Here is a 22,716-nt window from a genome sequence, read left to right as displayed (position 1 = left end):
CGCCCCGCAAAGGAAGGCCGCGCCCGGCTCAGGCGTCGGGCCGAACGGCTCCGACCGGCGCCGTCTCGGTGAAGGGCAGCCACATGACCCGGCGCTGATCCACCGGCCCCGGCAGCACGGCGTCCGGTGCAGGCTTAAACCCGAAGCGCGAGAAATAGGGCGGATCGCCGACCAGCAGGATGCCGTCCAGCCTCAGCCTCTTCGCCTCTTCGATGCAGACGCGCACCAGTTCACCGCCCAGTCCGGTGCTCCGGCTGGCCTTGTCCACGGCGATGGGGCCCAGAAAAACTGAACGCGCTTCGCCCGCCATGATGGACCACAGTCGCACCGAGCCGATCAGGCGTCCGCCTTCATACAGACAGAACCCGGTCGTCAGCGGCGCGCGCTCGCGCAGCCGCTCGGCCGTCTTGGCGAAACGGCCTGGGCCGAAGGCGGCGATGACCAGGGCGTCGACGGCGGCCGCATCGGCTGTCGTCTCACGTGTAATCGCCCCCGCGAACTGCGGGTCGTCAGGCGGGGCGGAGGCGGGCGCGGCGTTCATGCGCGGCCCCTAGTCCCCCGCGCCCCCCGAATCAATCGCGATCTTCGGCGAAATGGCGCGAAATCAGCCCACCCGGGAGAAGTCCGGCGCGCGCTTCTGGCTGAAGGCCATGAAGGCCTCCATCGCCTCTGGGCTGCGCATCTGCGAACCGAAGGCCTGCGCCTCGCGCTGCATCACCGTCCACAACAGCTCAGCGTCGCGCATCAGGGCCTTGGTCTTGCGGATCGAGTTGGGCGCGCGCGCCGCCAGCTTGCCCGCCAATCCCGCCGCCGTCGCATCGACCTGATCAGCCGGAACAGCACGGTTGGCCAGACCCCAGGCCAGAGCCGTCTTGCCGTCGATCGCCTCGCCCAGGGCGAACAGTTCAAAGGCGCGCTGGTGGCCGATACTGGCTCCCAGCAACAGCGAAGACGCAGCCTCCGGCGCCAGCGCCAGATTCACGAAGGGCACGGACAGCAGGGCGTCTTCGGCCACCACCACCATGTCGCAATGCAGCAGCAGCGTCAGGCCGATGCCCACCGCCCGGCCGCGCACCGCCGCCACGGCGGGCTTGTCCAGATCGGCCAGCGCCTTCAGGAAACGGAACACCCCCATCTCGACCAGATCGCCCTCAGTCTGGCCGATGGCGATGAAGTCGGCGATGTCATTGCCCGCCGAGAAGGAATCCCCCTCGCTGCGGAACAGGATGACGCGCACGGCGTCATCGGCCCTCGCCTTCTCCGTCGCATCGGCCAGAGCCGTATACATGGCCTGGGTGATGGCGTTCTTCTTGTCCGCACGGTCGAAGACGACCGTCAGGACGCCGCCGTCCAACTGGGTCCGAATATGTTCGCTCATTGGCCTGTCTCCGAAAGGCTCCACCAATCCACGCCATCCCCGTCCCGCACGCGGCGGACTCGTCCCTGGCGTTCGAGATAGTTGAGGTGCGCCAGCGCCTCGCCGGTCGCCATGCCCAATACGGCGTCGCCGACCGGCCGGGCGAACAAAGCGCCGAACACGTCCACGGCGCGACACGGCGTCCGCAGCGTCTTCTCCAACCGCTTCAGCGCCACCTCATGCCCGCGCATCAACGCCTCCAGCCGCAAGGTCACGCCGTAGAACGGCTCCCCATGCGAAGGCAGCACCAGCAGATCGCCCGGCAGCCTGTCCTTCAGCGCCGCCAGCGAGCGCAGCCAGTCGCCCAGCGGGTCGGCCTGCGGCTCCGTCGGCCAGATCGAGATATTTGAGGAAATGCGCGGCAGAATCTGATCGCCCGCGATGAAGACGCCGTCCGTCTCGCGCCACAGGCAGACATGCTCCGGACTGTGCCCTTCGCCGATCACGACCCGCCATTCATCACCGCCGATGCTCAGGATCTCGCCGTCCTGCACCCGGCGGTAATCACGCGGAAAATCCTGAACCATGCGGCCGAACCCGCCATAGCCGTCCCGCCAGCGCGCCACCTGTTCGTCCGACCATCCCGCCGCCCGATAGAAGGCTTCAGCGCTCGCCGGAGGCCCCAACGCCTCATCGCCGATCAGCAGTCGCGCGGTCACATACTCCGTCCGCGACATCAGCAGCGGCGCATCGAACTGTTCGCACAGCCAGCCGGCAAGGCCGATATGATCCGGGTGCATATGAGTGCAGATGACGCGGGTGACGGGGCGGCCGCCCAGGACGCCGGTCAGCGTCCTGCTCCAGCCTTCGCGCGACGCATCCGTGGCCAGACCGGCGTCGACAATGGCCCAGCCGTCTTCATCCTCGATGGCGTAGAGATTGATGTGGTTCAGGGCCATGGGCAGCGGCAGGCGCAACCACAGCACGCCGGGCGCGACACGCGTCGCCTCGCCGGGCGCCGGCGCGGCTTCAAAGGGATAATTCAGCCCGCGCTCCGTCCGGGAACTTGTCAGGGTGTCGCCGTCAGCCAAGTCCGTCTCCAATTGCAACCGTCCTTTTAGAGAGCCTTTTCGATGGCGTCCATTCTTGACCGGGCTTGAACTGGCGGTCAGGGATAAACTCTCTGTTCAATTGGAGCGTCCCCGTGTCTCGCAATGCCCGCACCTTCGTCGCCCTGAGCGCGGCGGTCCTCATCTCCGGCCTCGCGGCCCCCTCGTTCGCCCAGCAAACTCCCCAAGACCCCGACGGTCCGCAGGTGACCGAAGCCGCCGGAGGGCGCGTCTCACGTGGACGGACGCGACCGAATCGCGCGCCTCAGCCTCCCAGCGCCGAGGAAATCCAGGCCGGGGCCCAGGGCGTGCTGACCGCGACAAACACCAACTGCCAGATCACCGAGTCCAAACTGCTGGGCCAGTCGACCAACAAGGAGTCGCTGTATGAGGTCGCCTGCGCCGCAGGTCCTGGCTACCTGCTGCTGACCTCGACCCCGCCTCAAGCGACGGACTGCATGGTGCTGGCCTATTCGGCCGAACAGGCCCGTGCACGTGATCCGGAAGCCGACGTGGGCTCGCAATGCAGCTTGCCGGCCAACGATAACGCCATGGCCGTCATCACCGCCTTCGCCAAGGAAGCGGGCCTGGCCTGCACCGTCGACGAAGGCTCCATCATCGGCGCCAAGCCCGGCGGCGCCGTCGTCTATGAAGTCGGTTGCGCCGGCGTCGAAGGCGCCCAGATCAACAAGGCCGCCTCAGGCTGGGAAGTCTCCTCCTGCATGGAGCTGGTCTCGGCCAACGCCACGTGCCGCTTCACCACGCCGGCCGAGCAGGTCGCCACGCTGAAGGGCTGGCTGGCCGGCTCCGAAGCCGCCGCCTGCGACGTCAGCCAGGCGCGCTACATGGGCAAGAACGCCAACGGCTCCTTCTATGAAGCCGCTTGCAACGGCGCTGACGGCGTCATCGTTCGCTTCGACACGGCCAAGGCCGTGCAGCAGGTCTACCCCTGCGCCACCGCTCAGCAAGTCGGCGGCGGCTGCAAGCTGACGACCACGGCTCCGGCCGCTGCGCCGAACAGCTGACTCTGATTTCAGCCTGAAGTTTCAGACGCCGCCGGAGCAATCCGGCGGCGTCTTTGTTTTGTCCGCCCCTCTTCCCGAATGAAGCGGCTCACCTTAGCCTTGCGTCCCATGCGCATCGCCACCTGGAACGTGAACTCGGTCAACGCCCGCCTGCCCACGGTGCTGGAGTGGATTCAGGCCGCCAATCCCGACGTCGCCTGCTTCCAGGAGATCAAATGCGTGGACGAGAAGTTCCCGCGCGAAGCCTTCGAAGACCTGGGCTACAACGTCGAGACTCACGGCCAGAAGAGCTACAACGGCGTCGCCCTTCTGTCGAAATACCCGCTGTCGGATGTGCGGCGCGGCCTGCCCGGCGACGAGACGGACGAACAGGCCCGCTATCTGGAAGCCCTGATCGAAGCGCCCCGCCCGATCCGCGTCGCCTCCATCTACCTGCCCAATGGCAATCCACTGGGAACCGAGAAGTTCGCCTACAAGCTGGCCTGGTTCCAACGCCTTCAGAACCACGCGCGCGAACTGTTGGCGCTGGAGGAACCGCTGGCCCTGTGCGGCGACTACAACGTCATCCCCGAGGCCGAAGACGCCAAGAACCCCGCCGCCTGGGCCGAGGACGCCCTGTTCCAACCGGAAAGCCGCGAAGCCTTCCGCGCGCTGAAATGGCTGGGCCTGGCCGATTCCCACGAACTGGGCCGCGAACCGGCCGGAACCTTCACCTTCTGGGACTATCAGGCGGGCGCCTGGCAGAGGAACCACGGCATCCGCATCGACTTCGCCATGCTGTCGCCCCAGGCCGCCGACCGCTTCCGCGCCATCGAGACGCACCGCGACGCGCGCGACATGGAAAAGCCCAGCGATCACGTCCCCGTCGTGGTCGATCTGGATCTGGAGGCCTGATCCATGGGCGACACGTTCAGGGCCATTCTGCTGATCGCCCTGATCGCCGCCTTCCTGACCACCGGCGTCCTGCTGTTTTCCTGGTGGATGGAGTCCGAACGGCGACTGCGACGGGCGATGAAGAAGGCGCTGGGTGCCCCGGCCGACACCGTGGCCCTGTCAGCCCACGAAGGCCGCGCCGCCGGACTAGACCTCGACGGCGGGCAGTTGGTCGTCCTGTGGAACCGGGGCGCCATGGGGCTGGTCTACGCCTTTGAAGAGGTGCTGGGCGCCGAGATCATCGTCGACGGCCATGTCGTCGCCCGCGTCCTGCGCGGCCAGATGCGCAAGGAGATCGACCTGGACGCGCCCGACGCCGAACTGGTCGTGCTGCGGCTGATCTTCAGCGATCCCCACAACGCCGAGTTCGAACTGGCCCTGTGGAACGGTTCTCGCACCGCCCCCGCCTCCGAGGCCGAAAAGACCAGCGGCGCCCGCTCTCCGGGCGAGGGCCTGCGGCTGGGGCGCCGCTGGTTGTCGCACGTCGAAGCCCTGATGCAACGCTGATCGCCCTTCACGGCTTGAGTCCGGGCGGCTAGAACCCCTCGTCTCTCTTTTTGCTTCTTTCTTCAGGAGCCCCCGTGGCCCGCCTCTTCGACGCCTACATCATCGCCAACTGGACCGCCGCCGAGGGCAAGAAGCTGGGCGAACAGACCCTGTGGATCGGCGTCGCCAAGCGCGACGTGCGCTTCCGCCTGTATGCCGAGACGCATAACGTCGCCACGCGCGCCGAGGGCGAGAAGCTGATCGCCGACCTGCTGGCCGAACACCGCAAGCGCGGCGACCGCGTGCTGGTGGGCTTCGACTTCGACTTCGGCTTCCCGGCCGGGACCGCCGCGCGACTGAAGCTGGACGGCCGCCCGTGGGACGCCATGGGCAAGTTCCTGGCCGCCAACATCGTCGACAAGGCCGACAACTCGAACAACCGCTATCAGGTCGCGGCCAAGATGAACCGCCTGATGACGGACGAGCCCTGGCCCTTCTGGGGCGCGCCCGCCAGCCAGGCCCAGCGCTGGCTGACCACGACCAAGCCGCCCGAAGGCGCCGGCGCCGACATCCCCGAGTTCCGCGCCACGGAACTGGCCGCGCGCAAGGACAAGCTGCCGCCCAAGAGCGTCTGGCAGATGCACGGCGCCGGCGCGATCGGCGGCCTGACCCTGGTCGGCGTTCCCATGCTGCGCCACCTGCTGGACACTCTGGGCGCCTCGGCCGCCGTCTGGCCCTTCGGCACAGGCTGGCGCGAACTGACCGAGGCCGACATCGAGCCTCTGTCGGCCGTCGTCGTTGAAGTCTGGCCCGCCCTCTATGAAGCCAAGCGCGGCGTGAACGCCGAGGGCGTCAAGGAATACAAGACCCAGGCCCAGGTCCGCGCCGCCGCCGAAGCCTTCGCCCGCATGGACGATGCGGGCGACCTGCAGAAGGCCTTTGCACCGCCTGCCGGCGCGGACGAAGCCCTGATCGCCCAGGTCGAAAGCGAAGAAGGCTGGATCCTGGGGGTCTGAGTCCTCCTTCTTCCCTTGTGGGAGAAGGAAGAGGTCAGCCGATCAGAACTCTTGCCGCCGCCCGCGCTTCATCGGTGATCTCGGCGCCGGACAACATCCGCGCGATCTCTTCCTGACGCGGGCCTTCCTCCAGCACGTCGATGGAGGTCCGCGTATGGCCCTCGACGTCAGCCTTGCGGACCTTCCAGTGGGCGTGGCCGCGCGCCGCGACCTGCGGGCTGTGCGTCACGACAAGCACCTGCGCCCCGCGCGACAGGCGTTGCAGGCGTCCGCCTACGGCCTCGGCCACGGCGCCGCCGACGCCCTGGTCCACCTCGTCGAAGATCATGACCGGCTGGCGCTGGTCCTCGCGGCTGGCCAGAGCCGCCTTCATCGCCAGAGCGAAGCGCGCCAGTTCCCCGCCCGAGGCCACCGTATCCAGCGGGCCGAAGGCGGTCCCCGCGTTGGTCGCCACCTCGAACCGCACCGTCTCGACGCCCAGCGGGCCGCGACGCCCCTCGATCAGCTCCAGCGTCACCCGGAAGCGGGCGCGCTCCAGCTTCAACGGGCCGAGTTCGTCCATGACGGCGGCGACCAGCCGGTCCCCCGCCGCCTCGCGCGCTGAGGTCAGCAGCAGGGCCGCCACATCATAGGCCTCTATCGCGGCGGCGACGTCGCGTCGGGCCTTGGTCAGAGCCTCTTCCCCGTCCTCGATCAGACGCAGTTGTTCACGCAGGCGCATCCGGAGCGCCGGCAGAGCCTCAACCGGGGTGTTCAACTTGCGAGCGGCGGCGCGCAGGGCGAACAGCCGCTCCTCCGCCTTGTCCAGACGGCCCGGCTCAAAGTCGAAGGCGTCGGCGGCGGCGTCGACGCAGGCCACGGCCTCGGTCGCCTCGACCAGGGCGCGGTCGACCGCTTCAGCAGCCAGACCCAGTTTGGCGATGATGGGGTTTTCCCCCTCGGCGCCCGCCTGCACCGCCCGCTGGCGCGCGTGCTCCACCGCGCGCAGGGCCGAGGCCAGCCGCTGGCTCAACTTGTCCCCGCCCAGCAGGTTGCGCGCATCGGCCAGATCGGCCACCGCCTTTTCCGCCGCGCCGAGGATGGCCCGTTCGCCCGCCAGTTCCGTCTCTTCGTCCGGCTTGGGATCCAGGGCGTCGAGGTCGGCCAGATTCAGCGCGATCTCCTCCGCCTTGGCCGCGGCCTCGGCGGCGGACGCCTCCAGCTCATCCAGATGGGCCTGCGCCGCTTTCAGACGCTCAGCCGCCCCGGCCACGCCCGACAGTTGCGGCTGCAGCCCGCCATAGTTGTCCAACAGGGTGCGGTGCGTCTTCCAGTCCAGCAGGCCGACCGTCTCATGCTGGCCGTGCACCTCGACCAGCAGGGCGCCGATCTCGCGCAGCGCCGCCACCCCGGCGGGCTGATCGTTGACATAGGCGCGGCTGCGGCCGTCGGCCGACACGACGCGGCGCAGGATCAGTTCCTCGCCCGGCGCCGCCTCGAAGCCCCGCTCGGACAGCAGGGCGATCAGCGCCTCGTCATCCGGAGCAGAGAAGACGGCCGTGGCGGACGCCTGCTTGGCGCCGTTGCGCACCAGTCCGGCGTCGGAGCGCGCGCCTAGCGCCAGGCCCAGGGCGTCCAGAATGATGGACTTGCCCGCCCCCGTCTCGCCGGTCAGCACGGTCAGGCCCGCCTCGACCTCCAGGTCCAGGGCGTCGACAAGCACGATGTCGCGGATCGAGAGCGTGGTCAGCATGGGCGATCTGATTCGAGGTTTCGCCGCATCCTAGCCGGAAACAGAACAGGAACGCAGCGCCTTAATCACGCCCCGCGCTCCTTTCTGCGACCGGATCAGGCGCCGCCGGGGATCAGGCGTTGCAGCCAGGATTCGCGCTTGCCTTCGGGCTTGACGTCGAGGCTCTGGCCCCGCTCGTTCAGCAGGGCGTAGGCCTCCGCGTACCAGGGGCTGCCCGGAAAGTTGTGGCCCAGGACGGCGGCGTTGCGGGTCGCCTCCTCGGTCAGGCCCAGGCTCAGATTGACCTCGACCAGGCGATACAGGGCCTCGGGCGTGTGCGACGTACGCTGGAAATCGGGGTTGTTGATGACCGTCTTGTAGCGGTTCAGGGCGCCCAGAGGCTGGTTGGCCCGCTGATAATAGCGGCCGACGGTCATTTCCTTGCCGGCCAGCTGGTCATTGACCATGTCGATCTTGACCCGCGCGTCGGTGGCGTAGGTCGAACCGGGATAACGGCGCACCACGTCGCGCAGCCCCGCCAGCGCCGCCTCGGCATAGCCCTGGTCCCGGCCCACATCGACGATCTGCTCGAAGTTGCAGACGGCCTTCATGTAGAAGGCGTAGCTGGCCGACGGATTGCCTGGGAACAGGGCGATGAAGCGGTCAGCCGCCGCGATCGCGTCCTGATAGTTGTTGTTCTGATAATAGGCGTAGACCTGCATCAGGATCGCCCGACGCGCCCACTCCGAATAGGGGTGCTGGCGTTCGACTTCCTGGAAATAGTCGACGGCGTCCATCCAGCGCTTGGACTGCAGGCGCTGATAGCCGGTGTTGTAGAGAGCCTCGACCGGACGCTCCTCATAGGCCAGCTTCTGGCGCGGCTTGTTGCCGGCGCAGGCAGAGAGCGACAGGGCCGCGACGGCGACCGTCAACAGGGTCAGGCCGGTACGAGACTTCGAAGCGAGCAAGGGCGACCTCATCAAGATGCCTTCGGGACGCGGACACGCGACACGCGCCCTCGTTAGCAGGATGCGTCCTCTATAACAGCGCCCGCGCCCAAGCCAATCGGCTGAAATCGAAGATACGACCGGAACACGGCTGGACGCCGCCCCGTTCGCCGCCTAGAGAGCGCGTCCAGAAACGCGTCCGCGACTATTGGCGGGGCGATGACGGCGAAAGGATGACCGGTCAATGAAGCTGCTTGCAGGCAATTCGAACCGGAGCTTGGCCCAGGCCATCGCCTCGCACCTGGACATGCCGCTGACCAAGGCCCAGGTGAAACGCTTCGCCGACAATGAGGTGTTCGCCGTCGTCGAGGAGAACGTGCGCGGCGAGGATGTCTTCATCATCCAGTCGACCTCCTATCCGGCCAACGACAACCTGATGGAAATGCTGATCATGACCGATGCGCTGGTGCGCGCCTCGGCCCGGCGCATCACGGCGGTCATGCCCTACTTCGGTTACGCCCGTCAGGATCGCAAGACCGGCGGCCGCACGCCGATCTCGGCCAAGCTGGTCGCCAATCTGATCACCCGTGCGGGCGCCGACCGCGTCCTGACCATGGACCTGCACGCAGGCCAGATTCAGGGCTTCTTCGACATCCCGACCGACAACCTGGTGGCCACGCCGGTGCTGGCCCAGGACATCAAGGAAAACTATCCGCGCGGCGATGATCTGATGATCGTCTCGCCCGACGTCGGCGGCGTGGTGCGCGCCCGCTCGCTGGCCAGCCGCCTGGACGCCGACCTGGCCATCGTCGACAAGCGCCGCCCCAAGGCGGGCGAGAGCGAGGTCATGAACATCATCGGCGACGTCGAAGGCCGCCGCTGCATCCTGTTCGACGACATCGTCGATTCGGGCGGCACTCTTGTGAACGCCGCCAAGGCGCTGATCGATCGCGGCGCAACCGAGGTCTCGGCCTACATCAGCCACGGCGTCCTGTCCGGCCCGGCCGTGGATCGCGTCACCAACGGCCCCCTGAAGGAGCTGGTGATCACCGACTCCATCGAACAGCCTGACGAAGTTTTGAAGTGCTCGAAGATTCGCCGCGTGTCCGTGGCTCCGCTGATGGGCGAGGCTATTCGGCGGATCGCCAACGAAGAGTCGGTCTCAAAGCTGTTCGATTAAGGTTCGGCTAACCATTCCCTCCGCGATATAAGGGTCTGTAGTCTGGGGCGCCGCGCGCCTCGGACGCCCCTCCAAGTGCGTATCGCTTAAGAACAAGGGAAGACCGCCGATGCCCCAGGCCTTCTTGCGCCGCGGCCTCTCCGTCGCCGCTATCGCCGCCGCCGCCGTCCTGGCCAGCTGTTCGACGCCCGAACCGGAAGCGCCGCCGCCTCCGCCTCCGCCGCCGCCTCCCCCCGCCTTGGCTCTGAATCAGAGCGTGGCTGAAGCCGCGTCAGTCTATGTGGCCTTCGTGCGTGAAGTCGGGTCGATCCAGGCCGGCTTCCCCGACGCCGAATCCATCCAGGCCGCCCTGCGCAAGGGCGCCGCCGTCGAGGCCGGTCAGTTGTCGCGCGGCATGATCGCCTATGGCGCCATCCTGGCCCTGCAGTCGCCCGACTATGTCGCCGGCGTGCGCCAGTACGCCGCCGACCCGGCCCAGCGCCAGCAGATGGTGGCGCGAATCGTGGCCGATCCCGCCTACGCCGCCACCCTGCCGGGCGCCGAATCGGCCGCCGGCCTGATCGCCAGCACCATGGGCAAGGACGCCGCGACCATGACCGCCCTCGCCGAGGCGGTGGAAGGCGACGCCTACACCATTCAGGAGCGCACCGATCCGCGTCGTCGCTGGGCCACCCAGCCCGTCGCAAACCGCGATGGCCGCCTGGAAGGCGCCAAGACCCTGTCGGCCACGCCGCGCCTGCCGTCGGCCGAGGACAGCGCCCGCCTGTTCGCCGCCGCCAACAGCGGCTCGGGGCTGAACCTGGCCGCCGCTCAGCGCGGGGCCCCCTTTACCCCCGCCATCGTCAACTCCCTGGCCATCGCCGCCCTGGCGGCCCTAGGCGCGGCGGGCGAGGACGCCAAGGCCAATACCGACGCCCTGACGACCGAATCGAACAATGAGTTCTGTTTCAGCATGTCCAAGCTGATGCTGTTCCAGTGTCTGGCCGCTTCCAGGCCGAACTATGAGGACATCTTCTGCGCCGGCCGTCACGTGGTGCGCGACCTCGCCCAGTGCACGGCCCAATATACGGGCCCGATGCCGACCATCACCGTGGCCGTGCCGCCTGCTGGCGCGCCTGCGCCGATGGCCCAGGCTCAGAACCAGTCATCACCCTCCGCCTCTCCGCACGGCTGAGGTCGATTATCGCCGCGGGCGCGGCCGGAGCAGTTGCGTCCGCCCCGTGTTCCGTGTAATAGCCCGCGCTCTTGAATTCGAAGGGTTCATGACCCCGCCGCGCGGGACCCGGTTCCGCGCAGGCGTTTACTTGTATTGAAGGCGAGCCCGATGGCCGAGATCATTCTGAACGTTGATGTCCGCGAGAACGTGGGCACCGGCGGCGCCCGCGCCGCGCGTCGCGAAGGCGCTGTGCCCGGCGTCCTGTACGGCGGCGACAAGGCCCCGGTGGCCATCTCCGTGAACGAGCGTGAATTCCGCAAGTCGCTGTACACCGGCAAGCTGATCGGCCACCTGGTGACCCTGAAGCACGGCAAGGAATCGCAGCCGGTCATCGCCAAGGACATCCAGTTCGACCCGGTTTCCGACCGTCCGCTGCACTTCGACCTGATGCGCGTCGGCGCCAAGGAAGAGATCAAGATCGAAATCCCGGTCGCCTTCATCAACGCTGACGAAGCGCCCTACACCCGTCAGGGCGGCATGCTGGAAGTCGTGCGCCACACGGTCGAGATCCTGGTCCGCGCCGACCGTATCCCGTCGGAATTGGTCGTCGACCTGAAGGGCCGCGAGATCGGCGAGAACATCCGCATCTCGGACATCCAACTGCCGGAAGGCGCCGCGCCGACCATCGCCGACCGCGACTTCATGATCGCCGCGATCAAGAACTCGGCCGCGGGCCAGTCGGACGCCGGCGACACCACCGTCGAAGGCGAAGCCGAAGAAGCCTGACGTTTCTTCCCCTATCGCCCTGCGCGCGACGCAGGGCTGCTTGAGGGGATTGAACAGCGAGACACAGCCCCGCCCGGTTCGCCTGGCGGGGCTTTTCTTTGCCTGAAGCACGGGGCATGAGGACCGCATGATCATCATCGCAGGCCTGGGCAACCCCGGCGCCAAATACGAAAAGAACCGCCACAACATCGGCTTCATGGCCGTGGACGAGATCGCCAGCCGCTGGCGCTTCGGCCCCGCGCGCGCCAAGTTCCAGTCGATCGTCGCCGACGGCGAGGTCGAGGGGACCAAGGTCCTGCTGATGAAGCCCCAGACCTATATGAACGAGAGCGGCCGGGCCGTCGGCGAGGCGGCGCGCTTCTACAAGGTGAAGCCCGAGCACGTCATCGTCTTCCACGACGAGATCGACCTCGCCCCCGGCCGCTTCCGCATGAAGAAGGGCGGCGGCGCCGCGGGCCAAAACGGCGTGCGCAGCCTGATCAGCCACCTGGGCGCCGACTTCCGCCGCGCCCGCATGGGCATCGGCCATCCTGGCGAGCCACAGTTGGTCATGCACCACGTCCTGGGCGACTTCCATAAGGCCGACAAGCCGTGGCTGGATGCGATGCTGCAGGCCTGCGCCGACGCCCTGCCCTTCGCGGTGAACGGCGACGACGAACGCTATCAGGGCGAAGTCATGCGCCTGGCCCCCGCGCCGAAGTTCAGCCCCAGGCAGGCGGCCAAGGGCGAATAACCCTCTCCCGCTATCAATCCGTCGTCGTCCATGCCGCCTTCAGCGTCGTCGCGCCGTTCGCAGGCACGCTCAGCGTCCACACCGGATAGCCGGTGTCGTCCACCCGACTGCGCACCGACTGGCTGCGGATACGGAAGCCGCGCTGCATGGCGGCGTCGGCGACCAGTTCGACCGTCACCGGCTCGGATCGGGCGTTGGTGACAGTCGCCTCGACTTCGGTGCGTTCGGTCGTGACGGCGCCGCGCGTCGACCTGCCCGACTTCACCAGCCGCGTCTGCACCCGCACGTCTGGCGATTCGCCGAAGGCCAACCGCACCGGCAGCCCCACGCCCTTGTCCTCGAACCGATCCTGACCGGCCAACAATACGCCGCCCGCGCCGTCCGGCTGCATCACCGCCACTGAACCGCCCGGCAGGGCCACGCCCAGCCCGGCGCCCTCCTCGTTGCGCAGCTTCATGACGATGGCCGTAGGCTGCGCCTCCTCGTCTGCGTTCAGCACTCCGGCGCGATAGACCCGCTCATAGGACACGTCCTCGCGTTCCAGAAAGCGCACCTGCTTGGTCTGACGCGCGGCGACCGTCGTCGGCTCAGGCAGAGTGTAGATCTTGTAGTCCCCCAGTTCGCCCTGACGCGCCACACGGCTGCCGGTGACGACGATATCGGCTGCCGCTTCCTGAACCGCCATCCGCATCATCGGAGCAGGCGCAGGCGGCGGAGGGGGCGCCGGAGGCGCCGCGCCATAGTTCGCGAGTTCGCCGGACCCAAGCGTCGTCGTCCCCTGCGGCCAGCACTGGTTCTGCTGATAGCGGACCAGCGGCTCGACCGGCGTGGTGCCCGCATCCTTCCTCAGGGTGCCAGCCACCACCTGCACCGGCGCGTCTGGGAAGCCCGTGCCGCCGAAGTTGGCCAGCGTCACCCAGCCGGTCAGGTCCAGCGTGCCGTCCGTCGGGTCAAGCCGCGCCACATAGTCGGCCGACCACTGCAATCCTGTGGTCAGATAGGCCAGCGTCACCGTGTGCCTCCCCGCCCGCTCGGCGCGCGTGCGCACCGACAGGGTCGGCTGATCGCCCAGCCCCTCGGGAATGCGGTCGAACACGACCCGCTCGGTCTGGCCCGAACAGTCCAGCGCCTCGAACCGGCCGTCGATCTCAAGCACCGTCCCTTGGGCGCCCGCGCGGATGACGGCGGCCTTTTCGACCTGTTCGCCGGTCGCGGGATTGGTGCGGACGACGCGCACCACCTCGCCGATGGACTTCTCCATCAGGCTGGCGGGCGACAGCAGGTCGAAGTCGGCATTGCGCTCGACCACATGGGCAGGCAGGCCCTCCAGCACAGCGCTCTGCGGCACGACGCCGGTGGCCAGGCCGCGGAAACGGATGATCCCCTCGCCCGCCGGAAGATCGACCGTGCGCGTCTCGACGATCAGGGCCAGCCCTTGCCGGTCCAGCCGGCTCCACGGCTGGCGCGACTGTTCCATCAGGGCGACCGTATCGACCGGCCGGTCGCGATAGATCACCACCGTCGCCCCGTCAGGACGCACGGACACGCTCTCCGTCTGGGCCCAGGCCGCAGGCGCCAGAAGGCTCAGCGCAGTGGTGATCGCCAGAAGGCGGCGCATGGGATCAACCGCCCGTGGTGATGGTCGCGGTCAGCTTGGTCTCGCCGTTGGCGGGCACGGGCACGCGCCAGACGACGGTGCGCGCGTCACGCATCTCGCCCTCGATGCTCTGGTCCGTCAGTTCAGTGTCGCGACCCAGACCGCGCTGGCGCACCTCGACCGTCACCGGCTCAGGCCTTGCGTTGCGGACGGTGTATTCCATCGCATAGCGGGTGCGGAAATAGTCGACCAACCGCTTCGACACCCGCTCGGACGACACCAGGCGCGGCTGCACGGTCACGTCGAAGGCGTCGCCCGTCGTCACCACGATCTCGGACCCGGCGGGCGAGTGGTCGACCTGGCTTTCGCCGATGAAGCGCGGCTCGCCCGCCTCATCCTTCACATAGACGCGGATCACGCCGGCCGGCAGGGCGCGCGCCGCATCACCCGATCCGTTGGCGAAGATGACCCCGACCTCGGCCGCGATCGGCTCCTCGACGCTGTAGAAACCGTCGACGACCCGCAGATAGCGCTTGGTCGCGGGCACGCCCGCCGCGTCGATCAGGCCGACCTGCTTGGTCTGGTTGTTGGCGACCGTGACGGCCTCGGGCAGCGGATAGACATAGACGTCGGCCAGCGCGCCCTGCCCGCCCGACTGGGTTCCATTGCCGCGCGTATTGGACACACGGACCGGCGGACGCGGATTATAGCCGCCCTGATTGATCAGATTGACATCGCCCGCCACCACCCGCGTCTGGGCGTTGCTGAAGGTCGCGCCCGAGTTGTTGGTCAGCGTCACCCAGCCGGTCAGGTCGAGCTTGCCCGCCTTCTCGTCGAAACGAGCGACATAGTCGGCTTTCCACGTCAGGCCGCTGGTCAGATAGGACAACGTCGTCTCGCGGCGACCAGCCCCCTCGGCGTCCAGCGTCACGCTGAGCGTCGGACGCGGGCGCAGGTTCTGCGGCACCCGGTCGAAGATGACACGCGTCGGCACGCCGTCATCGCGCAGCACCTCGATACGGTCGCCGATCTGCAGCACCACGCCCTGATTCGCCGCCAGGACACGCGCGCGCTCGGTCGATTGCGCGCCCGATCCTGGGTTGGTGCGGACGATGCCGATCTCATTGCCGACAGCGCTTTCCATCAGCTTGCCCGGCGTCAGCAGGTCATAGTCGAAGTTCTGCTCGACCACCGACAGACCGCGCCCCGACAGCCCCACCGTCTCGGGCCGGATGCTGGCCGAAACGCCCGGAAACTCCTGACGCGAACGGCCGGCGGGCACGTTCAGGTTCCGCACGTCCTCCACCAGGGCGATGTTCTGATTATAGACGGTCAGAGACACGCGGTCGGGACCGCCTGGCCCCTCCTCCACCTGTTGCGCGACTGCGGGCGCCGCGAGAAGCAGGGCGAGAGCGAAAGGTCCGATGGCGCGGATCATGCGTATCCTCGATGACTGTCCGACCGCTACGCTGGCACGGGAAAAGCGGCATTGTCGAGGCGTCGCGCGACCCCGCGTCGCCCCCGGCCGGTCTAGCTTCCCCGCGTGGGAAGGCTTAAGGGTCAGGCATCGTGACCCGCTCTCAGGCAGAAAACTGGTCGACCTGGCGCTCGCTGGCCTTCCTGGCCGCGACGTTCGCCATCGTGATCGGCAGCCTGATGCCGTTCGCGGCGCTGGCGGCCTCCACGCCCGGCCAGCCCATCGTCATCTGCTCGGCCGACGGTCCCCAGACCATCCAGTCCGGCGGCGTCGACGGCCCGATCAAGGAGCATATGGGGGCCAAGTGCGCCGCCTGCGTCATGCCTCTGCTGGCCGCCCTGCCCGCGCCCGCCGCGCCGGAACCGGCGCCGGTCGTGCGCCTGGCCCAGGCCGTCGTCTACACCCCCTTCATCGCCAGCCCTCCGCCCCCGGCCCGCGCCCCGCCGCGCCCGCCGTCGCGCGCCCCGCCTCACGCCTGAAAACCAGACCCATCGACGCCGCGCGCCTGCTTGAAGGCCTGCGCGGCCGTACATCTGTTTTCAGGATACAAATTCCATGTCTCTCAAGACCGCTGCGGCGCCGTGCGCCCTGCTGATCGGCGCCTGCCTGGCGCCCGCCCTTGCTCACGCTGACAGCCTTCCGAGTGGTGACAGCCCTACCGTCGTCGACAGCATCATCGTCACCGGCCGCCGCAACGCCGAAGACCCGACCGTCGTGGCCGAAGCGCGCGACCGTCTCAGCCGCACCCCCGGCGCCGTCGCCGTGGTGTCGGCCGAAAGCTATTCCGATCGCTTCGTCCAGGGCTTCTCCGACACTCTTCGCAACGTGCCCGGCGTGTTGGCCCAGAAACGATACGGCGAGGAAAGCCGCCTCTCCATCCGCGGCTCGGGCATCGCCCAGGGCTTTCACCAGCGCGGCGTCCTGTTCGCCCAGGACGGCGTGCCCTTCGCCGACGCTGACGGCTTTTCCGACTTCCAGAGCGTCGATTCCCTCAGCGCCCGCTATGTCGAGGTGTGGAAGGGCGCCAACACCCTGCGCTTCGGCGGGGCGCAACTCGGCGGTGCCATCAACCTCGTCACACCGACCGGCCGCACCGCCCGCCAGCGCGCCCTGATGCAGGTCGAGGGCGGCAGCTACGGCTTCGTGCGTGCACACGGCGCCGTCGCCGAGACCTATGGCGACTGGGACGTCTACGCCGCCGCCACGGCCATGCAGGGCGACGGCTGGCGCGACCACAGCAAACAGTCGCAAGGCCGCCTAACCGTCAATGCGGGCCGTTCCTTCGGCGAGGACCGCGAGGTGCGCCTGATCGCCCAGGCCGCCGACATCAAACAGGACATGCCCGGCTCCCTGACCCTGGAAGAAGCACTGAACAAGCCGCGCAAGGCCTCCGCCAGCGCCCTGTCCGGCGATCAGGCCCGCGATCTGACGGTCAAACGGCTGACGCTGCAGACCCGCTGGCGCTTCAATGAATCCACCCTGTTCGAGGGCGCCGTCTGGGGCTGGGAGAAGTCGCTGTACCACCCGATCTTCCAGGTGCTGGATCAGGACAGCGCCACGCGCGGCGCCTTCGCCCGCATCGACTGGACGGGCAATGTCGGCGGCCTGCGCGCCGACGCCTTCTACGGCTTCTCGTGGCGCGAGGGAGAGGTCGAGGCCCTGCGCTATGTGAACCTGGCGGGCCAGCGCGGCGCCAAGACCGCCGATGCGCGTCAGGAAGCCTCTGGGCTGGACGTCTTCGCCGAGGGACGGCTGTTCGTTACCGACCAACTGGCCCTGGTCGCGGGCGGCTCATGGGGGCGCGCCACGCGCGACTATCTGGACCGCATGACCCCGGCCAATAACGCCAGCCGAGACTATGAGTGGTTCTCGCCGCGCATGGGCCTGTTGTGGGAAGCGGAAAGCGGCGCCCAGGTCTTCGCCAACCTGACCCGCTCGGTCGAGCCGCCGACCTATGGCGCCCTGGTGCAGGCGCCGCTGACCGGCTTCACCCCGGTCGAGGTTCAGGACGCCTGGACCGGCGAGATCGGCACGCGCGGCCGTCATGGCCCTCTGGCCTGGGATCTGGTCGCCTATCGCAGCCGGATCGAAGGCGAGATGCTGAACTTCATCACCAGCCCCGACATCCCCGCCGCCACCTTCAACGCCAAAAAGACCATCCACCAGGGGATCGAGGCCGGGCTGGACTGGACCCTGCCGCTCGAACTAGCGGACGGATCGCTGATGCTCCGTCAGGTCTATAACTGGAGCGACTTCCGCTTCGACGGCGACGCGCGCTGGGGCGACAACCGCCTGCCGGTCGTGCCGCAGCATCAGTATCGCGCCGAGCTGACCTGGCGCCACCCGACGGGCGTCTTCGTCACCCCGTCGGTCGAGTGGCGGCTGTCCAGTCCCTACGTCGACTACGCCAACACCACGAAGGCGCCGGACTACGCCGTGCTGGGGCTGACGGGCGGCTTCAACATCAACGCCAGAACCTCGGTCTACATCGACGCGCGCAACCTGACCGACAAACGCTACGTCGGCGAGTTCTCGGCCGTGACCGACGCCGGCAAGGCGCAAACCGGCGTCTTCTTCCCCGGCGAGGGCCGTTCGGTCTCCGTCGGCCTTCGGCTGGCCTATTGATGGGCCGTTCCGCCTCAACACAGGCCAAGGCGCCGGACGTGATGTCCGGCGCCTATCGGGCCGTCTGGCGCTGGCACTTCTACGCCGGGGTGCTGGTCATGCCGTTCCTGATGCTGCTGACGCTGACGGGCGGCCTCTATCTGTTCAAGGATGAGATCGACCACGCCGTCTATCGCTCCATGATCGAGGTTCCGGCCAGCTCACAGCAAGCTAATCCCGATCAGTGGCTGGCCGCAGCCGCCCGCGCAGGCGAAGGCCGGGCGGCGAACATTCTGATCCCCGCCCGCGCCGATCAGGCGGTGCGCGTCCGCGTCGACCAGCCTGACGGCGCCCAGCGCACCGTCTTCGTCGACCCGCACACGGCCACGGTCACCGGCGTCACCGCCTATGGCGGCGTGACCGAGACGATCAAGAAACTGCACTCCCTCAGCCTGTTCGGCGGCCTCATCGGCACGGCGCTGAACATTCTGGTCGAGATCGTCGCGGGCTGGGCCATCATCCTGTGCGCCACCGGCCTCTACCTGTGGTGGCCCCGCCGCCGTACCGGCGCCGTGCTGAAGCCCAGCCAGAGCGACGCCAGCCGCCGTCCCTTCTGGCGCGACGTTCACGCCCTGACCGGCTTCTATGTCGGCGGGGTGATCATCTTCCTCGCCGTCACGGGAATGCCGTGGTCGGCCGTCTGGGGCGATCAGTTCATGCGCGTCATGCGCGACACCGGACTGGGCCGCCCGCCCGCGCCCGCCGCCGCCAGTCCCTGGAGCCACGCCAAGCCCCACGACGCCCCGGCGGGCGTGGGCTGGACGCTGGAAAACGCCGTCCTTCCCGCCCATGATCACAGCCACGGGCATGATCCAGCGGCCCCCAGCCTGAACCGCGTGCTTCAGACGGCGCACGAACGGGGCCTGCCCCGCCCCTTCACCGTCAGCATTCCCCAGTCGTCTGATCTGGCCTGGACCGTCGCTCGCCAGACCCGCAAGGCCGAGGACGCCCGCAGCCTCTATGTCGATGGCGTCAGCGGAGCGGTGAAGGCCGACCTGCGCTGGAGCCAGTTCGGCGTCATGGCCAAGGGCTTTGAGTGGGGCATCGCCGTCCATCAGGGGATGCAATACGGCTGGGTCAACCGCATCGTCATGCTGATCGGCTGCATCGCCGTCTGGCTGCTGGCGATCAGCGGCCTAGTCATGTGGTGGAAGCGCCGTCCGCCCGACCTGTCGCGCCGCCGCTCCGGCGCCCCGCCCCCGCCGCCCGACCCCCGTGCGCGAATTGTCGTGCTTTGCATCGTCATCCCCCTGTCCATCCTCTATCCCTTGACGGGACTGAGCCTCTTGGCCGCCCTGCTGCTCGACCGAGCCGTGCGTGCGTTCACCGGGGCCAAGCCCGTCGCAGCCTCTTGATAAGGAGCTTCACCATGAAACGTATGTTCGCCCTGACCGCCCTGTCGGCCGCCGCCCTCAGCCTCGCCGCCTGCGGCCAGCCCGCCGAAAAGTCGGCCGAAGCCGCCAAGGACGCCACGGTCGCGCCCGGCACGGTCCAGGTCGCCGACGCCTGGTGCCGCCCCACGCCCAACGGCGCCAAGGTCGGGGGCTGCTACCTGACCCTGACGGCAGGCTCCGACGACCGTCTGGTCGGCGTCTCGACCGCTCTGGCCCAGTCGGCCGAGGTGCATGAGATGAAGATGGAGAACGGGGTCATGAGCATGGGCCACCTGGCGGACGGTCTGCCCCTGCCTGCCGGAACCCCGGTCGAGCTGAAGCCTGGCGGCAATCACATCATGCTGATGGGTCTGCGCGATCCGCTGGTCGACGGCGGCGTCGCCTCCTTCACCCTGACCTTCGAGAAGGCCGGTCCCATCGGCGTCCACGCGGCCGTCAAGCAGCCGCCGGTGGTGGATTCGGAGGAGTAAAACCCTCTCTTGGCGGCGCGAGCCTGACAAACCGGCCCGAACCGGCTAAAGGCTCGCGCTCACGAGGAATACCATGGCCCTGAAAGTCGCGATCGTCGGCTTGCCCAACGTCGGCAAGTCCACCCTGTTCAACGCCCTGACCAAGACGGCGGCGGCCCAAGCGGCCAACTATCCGTTCTGCACCATCGAGCCGAACACCGGCGACGTGGCCGTGCCCGAGGCCCGGCTGAACGCCCTGGCCGCCATCGCCGGGTCGAAGGAGATCATCCCCGCTCGCATCACCTTCGTCGACGTGGCCGGTCTGGTGCGCGGCGCCTCCAAGGGCGAGGGTCTGGGCAACCAGTTCCTGGCCAACATCCGCGACTGCGACGCCATCGCCTTCGTGGCCCGCTGCTTCATCGACGACGACATCACCCACGTCGAGAACCGTATCGATCCCATCTCCGACCTCGAGATCATCGAGACCGAGCTGATGCTGGCCGACCTCGAGAGCCTGGAGCGTCGCCGCGTCCAGATCGAGAAGCGCGCCAAGGGCGGCGACAAGGAATCCCAGCTGAACCTCAAGCTGATCGACGCCGCGCTCGAAAAGCTGCGCGACGGCAAGCCCGCGCGTCTGGCCGAGGTGTCCAAGGAAGACCGCAAGGCCTGGGACATGCTGCAACTGCTGACCGCCCTGCCCGCCCTCTACGTCGCCAACGTCGAGGAAGGCTCGGCCGCCGAGGGCAATGAGCTGTCGGCCAAGGTCGCCGAGCGCGCCAAGGCGGACAACGCCCAGACCGTGGTCATCTCGGCTCAGATCGAGTCCGAGATCGCCGTGCTGGACGACGCCGAACAGGCCGAGTTCCTCGAAACCCTGGATCTGGAGGAGCCGGGCCTGAACCGCCTGATCCGCGGCGCCTACGACCTGCTGGGCCTGCAGACCTATTTCACCGTCGGGCCGAAGGAAGCGCGCGCCTGGACCATCCCCGTCGGCGCCACGGCGCCGCAGGCGGCGGGCGTCATCCACACCGACTTCGAAAAGGGCTTCATCCGCGCCGAAACCATCGCCTTCGACGACTACGTCGCGCTGAAGGGCGAAGCGGGTGCCAAGGAAGCGGGCAAGATGCGCGCCGAAGGCAAGGCCTACGTCGTCAAGGACGGCGACGTCATGCACTTCCTTTTCAACAACTGACGTCATCATGCGGGGCGGCCAGAAAATCTGACCGCTCTCGCAGAAAAACTGAAATCCCATTTCGCGGCGAGCTTTGCTAAGGCTGGTGTGAATCGGCGCACCTTGCGCCGAAAGCTCCCGGGGAAGCCATGAAGTTCGACACCCTCGCCGTGCACGCGGGCTATGCGCCCGATCCGACCACCAAGTCGGTGGCGGTGCCCATCTATCAGACCACCAGCTACGCCTTCGACGACACCCAGCACGGGGCCGACCTGTTCGACCTGAAGGTGGCGGGCAACATCTATACCCGCATCATGAACCCGACGTCCGACGTGCTGGAGCAGCGTCTGGCGGCGCTAGAGGGCGGCGTCGCGGCCCTGACCGTGGCCTCGGGCATGGCGGCGATCACCTATGCGATCCTGACCATCGCCGAGGCCGGCGACAACATCATCGCCACGGGCGCCCTTTATGGCGGCACCTACAACCTGTTCGCCCACACCCTGCCTCAGTACGGCATCGAGGTGCGCTTCATCGACGCCGACGACATCGCGGCGGTGGCGGCCAATACGGATGAGCGGACCAAGGCGGTCTTCTGCGAATCCATCGGCAATCCGCTCGGCAATGTGGTGGACTTCGCCGCGCTTGCGGACGCCGCGCACGCGCAAGGCCTGCCGCTGATCGTCGACAACACCGTGCCGACGCCCTACCTGACCCGGCCGATCGAGCATGGCGCCGACATCGTGGTCCACGCCCTGACCAAGTACATCGGCGGACACGGCACCAGCATCGGCGGCGCAATCGTCGACGGCGGGACCTTCCCCTGGGCCGAGCACAAGGACCGCTTCGCGCGCCTGAACACGCCCGAGGTCAGCTATCACGGCGTGGTCTATACCGAGGCCTTCGGCCCTGCGGCCTTCATCGGGCGGGCGCGCACCGTTCTGCTGCGCAATACCGGCGCGGCCATCTCGCCGTTCAACAGCTTCCTGATCCTGCAGGGGCTGGAAACGCTCGCCCTGCGCATGGATCGCCACGTCGAGAACGCCACCGCAGTCGCCCAATGGCTGAAGGCCCACCCCAAGGTCGACTGGGTCAACTACGCCGGCCTTCCCGAGCACAAGGATCACGCCCTGATTCAGAAGTATTTCGGCGGCAAGGCGTCCGGTCTGCTGACATTCGGCGTCAAGGGCGGCCGCGAGGCCGGAGCCCGCTTCCAGGACGCGGTGAAAATCTTCACCCGTCTGGTCAACATCGGCGACGCCAAGTCGCTGGTCTGCCACCCGGCCTCGACCACCCACCGCCAGCTGTCGCCCGACGAACTGAAAAAGGCGGGCGTGACCGAGGACACGGTGCGTCTGTCCGTCGGCATCGAGCATATCGACGACCTGATCGCTGACCTAGACCAGGCTCTGGCCGCCGTCTGATCCTCCGCCCCTGTCCCAGCCAGGCGCCGTCGACGCGGCGCTTGGCTGTCGACTCCCGCGATCCGGCTCACTACGGTCCCGCCATCGAATTCTCCGAGAGGTGA

21 protein-coding genes are annotated in these 22,716 nt (G+C 68.0%); 14 read left to right on the top strand and 7 right to left on the bottom strand.

The window, feature by feature from the left end; translation table 11 throughout:
- Positions 1-28: 28 nt before the first annotated feature.
- The 3 genes from V8J38_RS06530 to V8J38_RS06520 all read right to left on the bottom strand — a co-directional run bounded on the left by V8J38_RS06530 (position 29) and on the right by V8J38_RS06520 (position 2,448).
- Positions 29-541: an N-acetyltransferase gene (locus V8J38_RS06530; protein ID WP_338578381.1), complete on the bottom strand. Its 513-nt coding sequence runs from the start codon at positions 539-541 to the stop codon at positions 29-31.
- Between the two features lie 63 nt (positions 542-604).
- Positions 605-1,378, bottom strand: a complete 774-nt coding sequence (locus V8J38_RS06525; protein WP_338578380.1) for an enoyl-CoA hydratase — start codon at positions 1,376-1,378, stop codon at positions 605-607.
- Positions 1,375-2,448 carry an MBL fold metallo-hydrolase gene (locus tag V8J38_RS06520; protein ID WP_338578379.1) on the bottom strand — a complete coding sequence of 358 codons (1,074 nt, stop codon included), beginning with the start codon at positions 2,446-2,448 and terminating at the stop codon, positions 1,375-1,377. Before V8J38_RS06520 ends, V8J38_RS06525 begins: the two co-directional genes overlap by 4 nt.
- A 113-nt stretch (positions 2,449-2,561) precedes the next feature.
- Between V8J38_RS06520 and V8J38_RS06515 the strand changes: the two genes are divergently transcribed.
- The 4 genes from V8J38_RS06515 to V8J38_RS06500 all read left to right on the top strand — a co-directional run bounded on the left by V8J38_RS06515 (position 2,562) and on the right by V8J38_RS06500 (position 5,926).
- On the top strand, positions 2,562-3,491 hold the full coding sequence (locus V8J38_RS06515; RefSeq protein WP_338578378.1) for a hypothetical protein: 930 nt from the start codon (positions 2,562-2,564) through the stop codon (positions 3,489-3,491).
- 108 nt (positions 3,492-3,599) lie between these two features.
- Positions 3,600-4,385, top strand: a complete 786-nt coding sequence (xth, locus tag V8J38_RS06510) for an exodeoxyribonuclease III (RefSeq protein WP_338578377.1) — start codon at positions 3,600-3,602, stop codon at positions 4,383-4,385.
- 3 nt (positions 4,386-4,388) lie between these two features.
- Positions 4,389-4,931, top strand: coding sequence for a hypothetical protein (locus V8J38_RS06505; RefSeq protein WP_338578376.1), 543 nt, complete (start codon positions 4,389-4,391; stop codon positions 4,929-4,931).
- 74 nt (positions 4,932-5,005) lie between these two features.
- The gene (locus V8J38_RS06500) at positions 5,006-5,926 is read left to right on the top strand and encodes a cobalamin biosynthesis protein CbiG (protein ID WP_338578375.1); all 921 of its coding nucleotides are present in this window, start codon (positions 5,006-5,008) and stop codon (positions 5,924-5,926) included.
- Between the two features lie 34 nt (positions 5,927-5,960).
- Here V8J38_RS06500 and recN read toward each other — a convergent pair whose 3' ends face one another.
- Positions 5,961-7,658, bottom strand: coding sequence for a DNA repair protein RecN (gene recN / locus V8J38_RS06495; RefSeq protein WP_338578374.1), 1,698 nt, complete (start codon positions 7,656-7,658; stop codon positions 5,961-5,963).
- Between the two features lie 95 nt (positions 7,659-7,753).
- Entirely contained in the window at positions 7,754-8,617 is an 864-nt protein-coding gene (locus tag V8J38_RS06490) for an outer membrane protein assembly factor BamD (RefSeq protein ID WP_291776244.1), read from the bottom strand.
- A 211-nt stretch (positions 8,618-8,828) separates the two neighbouring features.
- Here V8J38_RS06490 and V8J38_RS06485 point away from each other — a divergent pair, with 211 nt between their 5' ends.
- From V8J38_RS06485 to pth, 4 genes are all read left to right on the top strand, one after another.
- A complete protein-coding gene (locus V8J38_RS06485; protein ID WP_291776246.1) occupies positions 8,829-9,764 on the top strand; it encodes a ribose-phosphate pyrophosphokinase in 936 nt (311 codons plus the stop codon).
- A 109-nt stretch (positions 9,765-9,873) separates the two neighbouring features.
- Positions 9,874-10,938, top strand: coding sequence for a hypothetical protein (locus V8J38_RS06480; protein WP_338578373.1), 1,065 nt, complete (start codon positions 9,874-9,876; stop codon positions 10,936-10,938).
- Positions 10,939-11,088: 150 nt separating this feature from the next.
- A complete protein-coding gene (locus tag V8J38_RS06475) occupies positions 11,089-11,706 on the top strand; it encodes a 50S ribosomal protein L25/general stress protein Ctc (RefSeq protein ID WP_312218132.1) in 618 nt (205 codons plus the stop codon).
- A 127-nt stretch (positions 11,707-11,833) separates the two neighbouring features.
- Positions 11,834-12,439, top strand: coding sequence for an aminoacyl-tRNA hydrolase (gene pth / locus V8J38_RS06470; protein ID WP_338578372.1), 606 nt, complete (start codon positions 11,834-11,836; stop codon positions 12,437-12,439).
- A 13-nt stretch (positions 12,440-12,452) separates the two neighbouring features.
- Here pth and V8J38_RS06465 read toward each other — a convergent pair whose 3' ends face one another.
- Both V8J38_RS06465 and V8J38_RS06460 read right to left on the bottom strand, forming a co-directional pair.
- Complete coding sequence (locus V8J38_RS06465) at positions 12,453-14,057, bottom strand: DUF4139 domain-containing protein (RefSeq protein WP_338578370.1); 1,605 nt, start codon at positions 14,055-14,057, stop codon at positions 12,453-12,455.
- 4 nt (positions 14,058-14,061) lie between these two features.
- A complete protein-coding gene (locus V8J38_RS06460; protein ID WP_338578368.1) occupies positions 14,062-15,474 on the bottom strand; it encodes a DUF4139 domain-containing protein in 1,413 nt (470 codons plus the stop codon).
- A 131-nt stretch (positions 15,475-15,605) separates the two neighbouring features.
- On the opposite strand from V8J38_RS06460, the gene V8J38_RS06455 reads away from it, so the two are divergent.
- The 6 genes from V8J38_RS06455 (at position 15,606) to V8J38_RS06430 (ending at position 22,612) form a co-directional block, all read left to right on the top strand.
- Positions 15,606-15,992 (top strand): DUF2946 family protein, encoded by a 387-nt coding sequence (locus V8J38_RS06455; protein WP_291776260.1) that lies wholly within the window; start codon positions 15,606-15,608, stop codon positions 15,990-15,992.
- A gap of 76 nt (positions 15,993-16,068) precedes the next feature.
- Positions 16,069-18,138, top strand: a complete 2,070-nt coding sequence (locus tag V8J38_RS06450; protein WP_338578366.1) for a TonB-dependent receptor family protein — start codon at positions 16,069-16,071, stop codon at positions 18,136-18,138.
- Positions 18,138-19,532, top strand: a complete 1,395-nt coding sequence (locus V8J38_RS06445; protein WP_338578365.1) for a PepSY domain-containing protein — start codon at positions 18,138-18,140, stop codon at positions 19,530-19,532. Before V8J38_RS06450 ends, V8J38_RS06445 begins: the two co-directional genes overlap by 1 nt.
- A 14-nt stretch (positions 19,533-19,546) precedes the next feature.
- Positions 19,547-20,041 carry a copper chaperone PCu(A)C gene (locus V8J38_RS06440; RefSeq protein ID WP_338578364.1) on the top strand — a complete coding sequence of 165 codons (495 nt, stop codon included), beginning with the start codon at positions 19,547-19,549 and terminating at the stop codon, positions 20,039-20,041.
- A 73-nt stretch (positions 20,042-20,114) separates the two neighbouring features.
- A complete protein-coding gene (ychF, locus tag V8J38_RS06435) occupies positions 20,115-21,212 on the top strand; it encodes a redox-regulated ATPase YchF (RefSeq protein ID WP_338578363.1) in 1,098 nt (365 codons plus the stop codon).
- Between the two features lie 128 nt (positions 21,213-21,340).
- Positions 21,341-22,612, top strand: a complete 1,272-nt coding sequence (locus tag V8J38_RS06430) for an O-acetylhomoserine aminocarboxypropyltransferase/cysteine synthase family protein (RefSeq protein WP_291776270.1) — start codon at positions 21,341-21,343, stop codon at positions 22,610-22,612.
- The last annotated feature ends 104 nt before the right edge of the window (positions 22,613-22,716 follow it).

The sequence above is a fragment of the Brevundimonas olei genome (assembly GCF_037055245.1).
Taxonomy (GTDB): domain Bacteria; phylum Pseudomonadota; class Alphaproteobacteria; order Caulobacterales; family Caulobacteraceae; genus Brevundimonas; species Brevundimonas olei.
The sequence above is the reverse complement of the archived record's forward strand: the minus strand, read 5'-3'. Positions and strand labels throughout refer to the sequence as shown.

Bases quoted from the DNA above. Each gene is read 5' to 3' on its own strand.
- ychF (WP_338578363.1), top strand. From the start codon at position 20,115: ATGGCCCTGAAAGTCGCGATCGTCGGCTTGCCCAACGTCGGCAAGTCC.
- V8J38_RS06445 (WP_338578365.1), top strand. From the start codon at position 18,138: ATGGGCCGTTCCGCCTCAACACAGGCCAAGGCGCCGGACGTGATGTCC.
- V8J38_RS06480 (WP_338578373.1), top strand. From the start codon at position 9,874: ATGCCCCAGGCCTTCTTGCGCCGCGGCCTCTCCGTCGCCGCTATCGCC.
- V8J38_RS06460 (WP_338578368.1), bottom strand. From the start codon at position 15,474: ATGATCCGCGCCATCGGACCTTTCGCTCTCGCCCTGCTTCTCGCGGCG.
- V8J38_RS06450 (WP_338578366.1), top strand. From the start codon at position 16,069: ATGTCTCTCAAGACCGCTGCGGCGCCGTGCGCCCTGCTGATCGGCGCC.
- V8J38_RS06505 (WP_338578376.1), top strand. From the start codon at position 4,389: ATGGGCGACACGTTCAGGGCCATTCTGCTGATCGCCCTGATCGCCGCC.
- V8J38_RS06440 (WP_338578364.1), top strand. From the start codon at position 19,547: ATGAAACGTATGTTCGCCCTGACCGCCCTGTCGGCCGCCGCCCTCAGC.
- V8J38_RS06475 (WP_312218132.1), top strand. From the start codon at position 11,089: ATGGCCGAGATCATTCTGAACGTTGATGTCCGCGAGAACGTGGGCACC.
- pth (WP_338578372.1), top strand. From the start codon at position 11,834: ATGATCATCATCGCAGGCCTGGGCAACCCCGGCGCCAAATACGAAAAG.
- V8J38_RS06490 (WP_291776244.1), bottom strand. From the start codon at position 8,617: ATGAGGTCGCCCTTGCTCGCTTCGAAGTCTCGTACCGGCCTGACCCTG.
- recN (WP_338578374.1), bottom strand. From the start codon at position 7,658: ATGCTGACCACGCTCTCGATCCGCGACATCGTGCTTGTCGACGCCCTG.
- V8J38_RS06465 (WP_338578370.1), bottom strand. From the start codon at position 14,057: ATGCGCCGCCTTCTGGCGATCACCACTGCGCTGAGCCTTCTGGCGCCT.
- xth (WP_338578377.1), top strand. From the start codon at position 3,600: ATGCGCATCGCCACCTGGAACGTGAACTCGGTCAACGCCCGCCTGCCC.
- V8J38_RS06530 (WP_338578381.1), bottom strand. From the start codon at position 541: ATGAACGCCGCGCCCGCCTCCGCCCCGCCTGACGACCCGCAGTTCGCG.
- V8J38_RS06525 (WP_338578380.1), bottom strand. From the start codon at position 1,378: ATGAGCGAACATATTCGGACCCAGTTGGACGGCGGCGTCCTGACGGTC.
- V8J38_RS06430 (WP_291776270.1), top strand. From the start codon at position 21,341: ATGAAGTTCGACACCCTCGCCGTGCACGCGGGCTATGCGCCCGATCCG.
- V8J38_RS06485 (WP_291776246.1), top strand. From the start codon at position 8,829: ATGAAGCTGCTTGCAGGCAATTCGAACCGGAGCTTGGCCCAGGCCATC.